Origin of the sequence: Leifsonia sp., assembly GCF_051955155.1 — a bacterium.
Taxonomy (GTDB): Bacteria; Actinomycetota; Actinomycetes; order Actinomycetales; family Microbacteriaceae; genus Leifsonia.
In genome coordinates this window covers 1-5,096 of the sequence record NZ_JBQCGZ010000065.1, presented here as the reverse complement: position 1 = coordinate 5,096, position 5,096 = coordinate 1, and the positions used below count along the sequence as shown (strand labels likewise).

The 5,096-nt window shown below is 72.1% G+C and carries 6 protein-coding genes; 2 read left to right on the top strand and 4 right to left on the bottom strand.

Going from position 1 to position 5,096, the window contains the following annotated elements:
* Positions 1-184: 184 nt before the first annotated feature.
* On the bottom strand, positions 185-1,474 hold the full coding sequence (locus ACTHMF_RS06595) for an ABC transporter substrate-binding protein (RefSeq protein ID WP_314147098.1): 1,290 nt from the start codon (positions 1,472-1,474) through the stop codon (positions 185-187).
* Positions 1,475-1,699: 225 nt separating this feature from the next.
* Here ACTHMF_RS06595 and ACTHMF_RS06590 point away from each other — a divergent pair, with 225 nt between their 5' ends.
* A complete protein-coding gene (locus tag ACTHMF_RS06590) occupies positions 1,700-2,698 on the top strand; it encodes a LacI family DNA-binding transcriptional regulator (RefSeq protein ID WP_314147097.1) in 999 nt (332 codons plus the stop codon).
* Between the two features lie 101 nt (positions 2,699-2,799).
* Positions 2,800-3,000, top strand: a complete 201-nt coding sequence (locus ACTHMF_RS06585; protein WP_440316785.1) for a hypothetical protein — start codon at positions 2,800-2,802, stop codon at positions 2,998-3,000.
* Between the two features lie 15 nt (positions 3,001-3,015).
* Here the strand turns inward: ACTHMF_RS06585 and ACTHMF_RS06580 are convergent, their stop codons facing one another.
* The 3 genes from ACTHMF_RS06580 to ACTHMF_RS06570 form a co-directional block, all read right to left on the bottom strand.
* Positions 3,016-3,990 carry a Gfo/Idh/MocA family protein gene (locus ACTHMF_RS06580; RefSeq protein ID WP_440316784.1) on the bottom strand — a complete coding sequence of 325 codons (975 nt, stop codon included), beginning with the start codon at positions 3,988-3,990 and terminating at the stop codon, positions 3,016-3,018.
* A 51-nt stretch (positions 3,991-4,041) separates the two neighbouring features.
* Positions 4,042-4,305 (bottom strand): hypothetical protein, encoded by a 264-nt coding sequence (locus tag ACTHMF_RS06575; RefSeq protein WP_440316783.1) that lies wholly within the window; start codon positions 4,303-4,305, stop codon positions 4,042-4,044.
* A gap of 148 nt (positions 4,306-4,453) precedes the next feature.
* Complete coding sequence (locus tag ACTHMF_RS06570) at positions 4,454-4,969, bottom strand: hypothetical protein (protein ID WP_440316782.1); 516 nt, start codon at positions 4,967-4,969, stop codon at positions 4,454-4,456.
* Positions 4,970-5,096 lie beyond the last annotated feature (127 nt).

Genomic DNA, 5,096 nt, shown 5'->3' with positions numbered 1-5,096 from the left:
GACGATGACGGCGGGGCCGGCCAGGAGGAGGATCTCGGCGCGGAGGCCCCAGCCCGCGCCGCGGCGGCGGCGCGGCTGCGACGGGAGCGACGCGGTTGCGCCGCTCCCGTCGTGCTGCGCGAGATCCGCCGTCGGCACGCGGTCGGCCGAGGTTTTCTCGCGGGTGTTGCTCACAGCGGGCCTCTCAGCCCTTCTTCGCGGCGTCGTTCGCGGCCTGGATCATGCCCTTGGCGTCGGTCTTGCCGGCCAGCATGTCGACCACGGCGACGTTGAGCGCGTTGCCGATGTTCTGGCCCAGCACGGTGTCCAGCCACTGCGAGACGAACGGCGCCTTGTTGTATGCGGCGAGCACGTCCTTCAGGTACGGCTCGGTGACCTGCTTCTGGGCGTCGGTGTTCACCGGCGGCGAGTTGAACGCCTTGTAGTAGGCGGTCTGCTGCGGTGTGGAGGCGATGAAGTTCAGGAAGTCGGCGCACTCCTTGGGGGCCTTGGCCGAGCACGAGTAGCCGTCGACGCCGCCCATGATCGATCCCGGCTCGCCCTTGCCCGCGCTGGACAGCTCGGGGAACGGGTAGAAGCCGAGGTCGGGCAGGGGCTTCTGGTCCGGGGTCAGCGACGCGATCACGCCCGGGTCCCAGGCGCCCATGAGTTCCATGGCGGCCTTGTGGTTGGCCACCAGGCCGGCGGAGGAACCGGCGCCCTGCTGGGCGGAGGTGGTCAGGAAGCCGTCGTTGAACGGCTTCTGCGCGGCGAAGTCCTCGAGGTCCTGGGCGGCCTTCGTCCAGCACGGGTCGCTGAAGCTCTTCGAGTCGGCGGTCTTCTCCATGGTGGCGCCGGAGCACTCGCGCAGCGCGAACCAGTAGAACCAGTGCGCGGCCGGCCAGGCGTCCTTCGCCCCCAGGGCGATGGGGGCCACACCGGTCGCCTTGAGCTTCTTCACGTCGGCGCTGAGGTCGTCGATGGTGGCGGGAGCCCCGGTGATCCCGGCCTTCGCGAACAGGTCCTTGCTGTAGAACAGGCCGCCGGGCAGCACCGCGAGCGGCATCGCCCAGACCTTGTCCTGGTAGGTCTCCGCCTTGAAGGAGCCCTCCGAGATGACCTTCTTGGTGTCGGAGGACACCTTGTCGGTGAGGTCCATCAGCTGCCCTGCCTGCACCATCGCGGCCATCTTGCCGCCACCGCGCTGCAGGAAGATGTCGGGTGCGTCCCCGGAGTTGAGCGCGGTCTGGAGTTTGCCGTCGAGGTCCTCGTTCTGGATCGACTGCATCTTGATGGTGACCTTGGGGTTCTCCTTCTCGAAGGCCGCGATCGCGTCCTTCCAGTACTGCTGGCCGGGACCCGTCGTCGAGTTCTGCCAGAGCGTCATGCTGACCTTGCCGTCGCTCGAGCTGTCGGAGGTCCCGCTGCACGCGCTCAGCGCGAGCGAGCCGATAGCCAGGACGGACGCCCCGATGAGGAGCTTCGTCGCTTTCATGTGATTCAACCTGTTCTCTTCGTTGAGCGGCATCCGAACGGATGCCCCGGTGTCTCGAGCGCGCGCTTCAGGGCCGTGCACAGCCTCGTCGGCACGACCCGGCGCGTCTCGCAGGGGATCCGGGCTGACCCGGACGCTGACGAGTGTCGCAACCGATTCCGGTGGTGTCAAACGTTTTCGAAATCCATTTCAACAACCTTTTCGAGATTGCTAGGCTGCTCGGCTATGGGACAGCGACCGACCATCAACGACGTGGCGCGCGCCGCGGGCGTCTCCGCCGCGACGGTGTCGAAGGCGGTCAACGGCCGGTACGGCGTCGCCGCGCGCACGGTCGAGCGCGTCCTGCACGTTGTCGAGGAGCTCGGCTACGAGTCCAGCCTCGTCGCGAGCAGCATGCGCTCGCGGCAGACCGGCGTGATCGGCGTGCTCGTCGCGGACTTCGAGCCGTTCAGCGCGGAGATCCTCAAGGGAGTCGGGGCCGCGCTGAGCGACTCCCGCTACGACCTGCTCGCCTACAGCGGCAGCCGCCAGCTCTCTCCCGAGGGCTGGGAGCGGCGGTCGCTGAGCAGGCTTTCCGGGACGCTGATCGACGGCGTGATCATGGTCACGCCGACCGTCGTCAACGTGAGCGCCGACGTCCCCATCGTCGCGATCGACCCGCACACCGGCCGCGCGGACCTGCCGACCATCGAGTCAGACAGCTTCGGCGGCGCGCGCAACGCCGTGACCTTCCTGGTCGGGCTCGGCCACCGGCGGATCGGCTTCGTGGCCGGCCGGCCGGACCTGCGCTCGTCTGCGGCTCGCGACGCCGGCTACCGGCGTGCGCTCGCCGAAGCCGGCATCCCGTTCAACCCCGCGCTCATCGCGGTCGGCAACTACGAGCCGGAGAGCACGCGCGAGGCCGCGCGCCGGCTCCTCGCCCGCGCCGACCCTCCGACGGCGGTCTTCGCCGCCAACGATCTGTCGGCGATCGTGGTGATCGAGGTGGCGGCGGAGCTGGGATTGCGCGTCCCGCAGGACCTCTCGGTCGTCGGCTTCGACGACATCCCGGAGGCGTCCCGGTTCACCACGCCGCTGACGACGGTGCGGCAGCCGATGGGCCAGCTGGGCGCGGCGGCTGCGGAGATGGTGGTCGCGCTGATGAACGGCGAGACGCCGGAGGCGACGCACGTCCGCATGTCCACCCGGCTCATCCGGCGGGCCAGCACGGCGCCGCCGGCCTGAGCGCGGGACCGACCCTGGACGCGGGCGCCCGGAGCGCGGGACCGACCCTGGACGTGGGCGCCCGGAGCGCGGGAGAATGCACGGGATGTGAGGAGGCGGCGATGGGGGACGGCAGCAGGACGCGCGTGATCGAGCGGGCGGGGCCGTGGGGGTTCGTCTTCCTGCTCGCGTACATCGGCGCGGCGATCTACTTCGTCTCGGTGTCGGACGGGTCGTTCTGGGGCGTCGTGCTCGGGCTGCTGCAGGCGATCGTCTGGCCGGCCTACGTCGTCTACCACGTGCTGGTGCTGCTGCACGCCTGACGCCTGCGACAGGTGTCAGAGGCCGGGGTAGACCAGGCCGATGCGCTCGCGGACGGCGTCGAGCGTCCCCATGATCTCGACCGACTGGCTCAGCGGCATGCGCGGGTCCTCGGCGCCGCCCGCCGCGATCAGCCGCTCCATCGCCTGTGCCTGGTACTGCATCCCGCGTCCGGTGACCGTCGCCTCGAAACGCTCGAGGAGCCGGTCCTCGCTGTCGAGCACGCGGAACGAGGTGGGCGAGAAGAAGAACGGGTCCAGCTCGATGCGGCCCTCGGTCCCGACGACGACCGCGTCGTTGCTGCCCCGGGCATCGAGGCCGCAGGTGAGCACGGACTGCGCCCCGCCCGCGTGGCCGAGCAGGATGGCGGTCTGCCGGTCGACGCCGGTCGCGGTCGCGGTGGATGCGGCCTGGACGGTGGTCGGTGCGCCCAGCACGTCCCACGCGAACGAGACGGGGTAGATCCCGAGGTCGAGCAGCGCGCCGCCGCCCAGGGCCGGGTCCAGCATCCGGCCCGCCGGGTCGGTGCTCAGCCGCTGGGCGTGGTGGGCGACGACGGTGCGCACGTCGCCGATCGTCCCGTCGGAGATGACCTCGTGCATCCGGACGATGTGCGGAAGCCACCTGGTCCACATCGCCTCCAGCGCCACCAGGCCGCGCTGCCTCGCGGCCGACGCGATCCGCTCGGCCTCCGCCCTGGTCATCGTGAACGGCTTCTCGACGAGCACGTGCTTGCCCGCCTCGAGCGCGAGCAGGGCGTTCGGCGCGTGCTGCGGATGCGGCGTCGCGACGTAGACCACATCAACGTCGTCGTCGGCCACGAGCTCCTCGTAGCTGCCGTGCGAGCGCGGGATGCCGTGCGCGGCGGCGAACCGGGCGGCCGACTCCGGCGTGCGCGAGCCGACAGCGCCGACGGTGTGGCCGTGCAGCTGCAGGTCGGCGGTCATGGCCGCGGCGATACCGCCGGTGCCGAGGATTCCCCAGGTGGTCATCTGCTCAGCCTAGGGCGCGCTGGCGTAGGGCCCGCGGTGCGGAGGGGCCGCTCAGGGGCGGGCGACGGCCAGCGCCGGATCGACCGCGGCGGCCGTGGCGGCGCGACGCGGCGAGACGTCGGCCAGGGACGCCCAGGCGCGGTCGCCGTGCGTGTAGAGCGTGAGCGGCCGGCCGAGCGTGGCGGCGGCCTCCCTCGCGGCGGATCGCCACTCGATCAGCGGGATGTCCAGCTCCTCGGCCCGCGCCATCACCGGCCCGGCGAGAAGCCGTCGTCCGATGTCCAGCACCAGTTGCGCGCGTCGATTCCTGTCCATGCACCCAGTAGAGCCCGCTCTCCCGAACCGCACCAGGGGATTGCGCCGGCCCTGCGGATGTGCTCTCCGCCGCCGCGCAGGCGCAACTGCGCCGTCGCGTAACGTCTGCCCCGCGGCGCCACGCCGCAGACGTTACGCGTCGGCGCACTCAGCGGTGCTCGGGGTCGGGTTCGGGGTCGGCGCGGTGGCGTGAGCGCCGCGGGACCGGCAGGCGCGGCGAACCGAGGACGGGGAGCTGCAGCCACTGCGGCACTCCGGCCCTCCGCCCGACGAGCCAGAAGCCTGCGGCGCATCCGGCGATCAGGACCATCCCGCCCCAGAACACGAGCGGCGCCCAGGCGCCGAGCAGGGCGCGGGTGCCGTCGACGGAGCCGAAGGCGACGCCGGCGATGCCGGCCACGAGACCGAGCCCGAGGAACCCGGACCCGGCCTTCACCGCCTCCCCGCCGAGGACCGCGGCGACCGCGAGAGGCACGAGGACGCCGCCGATCACGAGACCGGCCGCCACCGCCCCGAGCACCTCTCCGGCCTCGCCCTCGACGCCGTCCGAGGCGAAGCCGAGCGCGAAGCCCGCGGCGACGAGCGCAGCCATCGCGATGAGCAGGACGGTCGTGGCGACGCGGATGAACCGGTCGCTGAACCGGTAGCGTCTGGCGGGCGTCACGCATCCACTGTACGAGTGCGCCGCGGTGGGGGGGGGGGGGGGGCGGGGCGGGGGGCCGGGGGGGCGGCGGGGGCGGCCCCTGCGGGGGGGGGGGGGCGCGGGGGGGGGGGGGGGGGGGGGGGGCGGG